The sequence below is a fragment of the Mesorhizobium sp. M7A.F.Ca.US.005.03.2.1 genome (assembly GCF_003997795.1).
Classification (GTDB): domain Bacteria; phylum Pseudomonadota; class Alphaproteobacteria; order Rhizobiales; family Rhizobiaceae; genus Mesorhizobium; species Mesorhizobium ciceri.
In genome coordinates, this window is sequence record NZ_RZRP01000790.1 from 1 (window position 1) to 2950 (window position 2950).

3 protein-coding genes are annotated in these 2950 nt (G+C 59.4%); 2 read left to right on the forward strand and 1 reads right to left on the reverse strand.

Annotated elements, in window-relative coordinates; all coding sequences use genetic code 11:
* The first annotated feature begins 42 nt into the window (after window positions 1-42).
* A complete protein-coding gene (locus tag EN991_RS30350) occupies window positions 43-411 on the forward strand; it encodes an SPW repeat protein (protein ID WP_127367035.1) in 369 nt (122 codons plus the stop codon).
* Between the two features lie 495 nt (window positions 412-906).
* On the forward strand, window positions 907-1287 hold the full coding sequence (locus tag EN991_RS30355; protein WP_024505614.1) for a DUF982 domain-containing protein: 381 nt from the start codon (window positions 907-909) through the stop codon (window positions 1285-1287).
* A gap of 1120 nt (window positions 1288-2407) precedes the next feature.
* Here the strand turns inward: EN991_RS30355 and EN991_RS30360 are convergent.
* The gene (locus tag EN991_RS30360; protein WP_245459520.1) at window positions 2408-2845 is read right to left on the reverse strand and encodes a hypothetical protein; all 438 of its coding nucleotides are present in this window, start codon (window positions 2843-2845) and stop codon (window positions 2408-2410) included.
* Between the last annotated feature and the right edge of the window lie 105 nt (window positions 2846-2950).

The following is a 2950-nucleotide window of genomic DNA, read 5'->3' on the forward strand; positions in this document are numbered from 1 at the left end:
GCGGTACATTGACGTACTGAAACGCAGGAAAGGAGAATGACGATGTTGAAGAATCTCGCTTCCGACAGCAGCAGGCGGGCGCTTGATGTCGTAAACATCCTTGCCGGCATCGCGCTGGCGCTCTCGCCTTGGCTCCTTGGCTATGCTGCCGATGCTGTTGCCGTCTGGCACGCCTTCATCGCGGGCGTAATCACCGTTCTGATCGCAGCGCGCGCGTTGGTGGCGTTCCACAAATATGAGGAATGGGCGAACCTTGTCGTCGGCCTGTGGATTGTGGCCGCACCTTGGGTGCTTGGCTTTGCCGGCCTGGCGGCAGCAATGTGGTCGCACGCCATCGCTGGCGCTGTGGTTGCTGCCCTGGCAGCAGCCAGCCTTTGGCTCGCGAATGACCGACCGCTCTCTGCAGCCTGATCATAGCCGCTGGCGGGTCCGACTCTTCCGGGCCCGCTCTTTTTTTCGCGAGACGATGCCGGCGGCGATGAAGGCGTTGACGTGCCAGAATTTATGCGCTCCGGTTTGACGACCTATATCCCGCGCTGTGTGGAGTGGCCGCAATGGACATGAGTAAAGGAAAACACAACGCTGCTTTCGCTGCGCTGATGCTCTTCCAGTCTATCTACACTGCTACGCCGGTTAGAGGCCTTGCTACGCGACGGCAAGATCGCCGACGTGCAGGTTGGTGGGCCGAGGGCCTCGCGGACAGACGCGCTGGCAGCGGGATGAGGTGCCAATTGCCAAGAGGCTGCTGGGCTCGGCCGGCCAATTCTCTCTTGAACTGAAAAGAGCCATTTCCAATATCCTCTCTGTGCCGAAGGCGTCACGCAGACCGGCATGTTTTGCCGAGGAATCATCCTGCGTCACCCGAAGAGCCACAAGCGCCGCTTTAGGGCTTGAAGGGAGGTCACGATGGAGAGCGCTACGTTCAAACAGCCGATTTTCGTGCGAGATGACAGTTTCGTCCTCAAAAAGATCGGTTGCGTCATGGATGCCATAGAATTTCTGGAAGAATGGCCGGTCGAAAGGCGCGGCCTTCTCCACGGAGCGGCCTGTGATACATGCTACTCGGCGTATGATGGTCGCAAGTCGGTCGAGGCCGCGCACAAGGCGTTTGCGACCTGGGCACGCAGGGTGGGTGTGATCGAAGACGTTCCCTTGGCGCCGTCTTGGATGACAGGGCCGAAGATTGGCAGTGCACACGAACTAACCGTTAAAACTCTCTGCGGCGGCAATCACGCCGCCGCAGCAAACAATCTGCCACGCGCTCACGAGGAGGAGAGGCTCGGTTGACCAGATGACGGACGGGCTGCGCCGGCAACTCGCGCTATCGTATTCGGGGGCTGCGGACGATCGCCCTCCCGCTGCCAACCCCGATGAGCAAAGAGCCTTTCACATCTGCAAGCCGCAGCCGCCGATTGCAGCTCAAGCCGAATGCAGGCCTTCACTGCACCAAAAAAGTCCGCTACACATAAGGCATGGTGCATTCATGGCCTTGCGGACGGGCGAAGCCGTGAGGCGAGACTCGCCCACGCCTCGACCAGTCACGGCACAGCGGATTGAGCGAGTACTCGACCGCGTCGCCGAAATCATTGTGGCACGAGGTGACCATGGTGAGGCATGGCTCCCGTTATACGACCACTTGGAACGCGCCTTGCAGGACCACTGGGCGAAGGAAGAACGTCTTGCCGCAGTGCGTCAGCGGGTCATACGATCCCAGGATCGAGCGGCCACACGATCTTCATAGTTCCTGTTGCCACATCTTCATGTCGCCGTCCTCGCCATATTTCGGCCGGTAGATCGGGTAGCCCATCAACATGCGCCGAAGCTCCTCGCCGAGCCTACCGTTCTTCATGCGGTCTTCGAACGAGTGCGCGGTGAATAGACAGTGTGTATTGTTCTCGACGGCCGCCGACCGCGTCAACAGATGATGATTTGGCAGGCTCGCCTATCGTGCTCTCGGCTAGTCCGCAGGATCGTGCCGAGGAGCCCGGCGACCAATATCTCTGCGAGAGGCTGATAGACAAATCCAGAGACACGGCATGGGCGGTATCGGACACGCGCTGCTTGTGGATTTCGCCCAGCATCAACGATGCCTACAAGGCATCGTCAGCAGCCTCGCGAAAATCTCTGGCGTGCGGATTTTATACGGTCAGTGGTGTCGAGGGCGCGGCGCACGAACACGCAGCTCTCGTCTCTGACCCCTCTGAGCACACGGCGATAGTAATGGAAATGATCGCCCCTCCGTTGCAGGAAGCGGTCGGGAGATGCTCTCCGCGTCGTCTTCCCACGTCTGGGATGCACCATTTGGAAACAGCCGCAAGGCCGACTGCCTGAGCGTGCGGATCACGCGGCCGCAGCTCAGGGCGCAGCAGTCCGCGTTGCCCACCCCCCACTTAGCAGCCCTGTGCCTTCAGGGACCGGACCATCCGCACGACAACAGGTCATATGGTTTCTTTTCCGATTTCCTGTAATTAATTATGAAAAGCGCGGCGCGGTCGCCGCAGACCGTGATTGCGCGGACATAGCGGATCTCGCCATTCTTGACACCCGAGTAGCTTGCCCATCTGGATGTTATGCGCCGATAGGTCAGTCGCCAACCGGACTTTTTGTCCTCTATCATGCGGTGCTCGATCTCGGCGCGAAAACTGGCTTTGCCCAATTGTCCGCCCCAAACGACTAGGGACGCTTCTCTCGGCCCCAGAAAAGCCGCGCCTTGATCCGAGTGCTGGGTGAGGACGAAACCTGGAGGAATATCGAATGTAAAGCCAAGCTGCCGGACGCCAAAGGGCTGCCATGCTTCGGCCCGAAGCAATGTGGTGCAATAGAGACAGACTGTAAGGCCCAGCAAGAAGTGTCGCATCGCTCTGATTTAGCGTCGGCTAACATGGCGACCAGACCGACATGGGGTCCGCGACGTAAAATGTGCAGTTCAAAGCGGGCTTCCCTCCGCGTC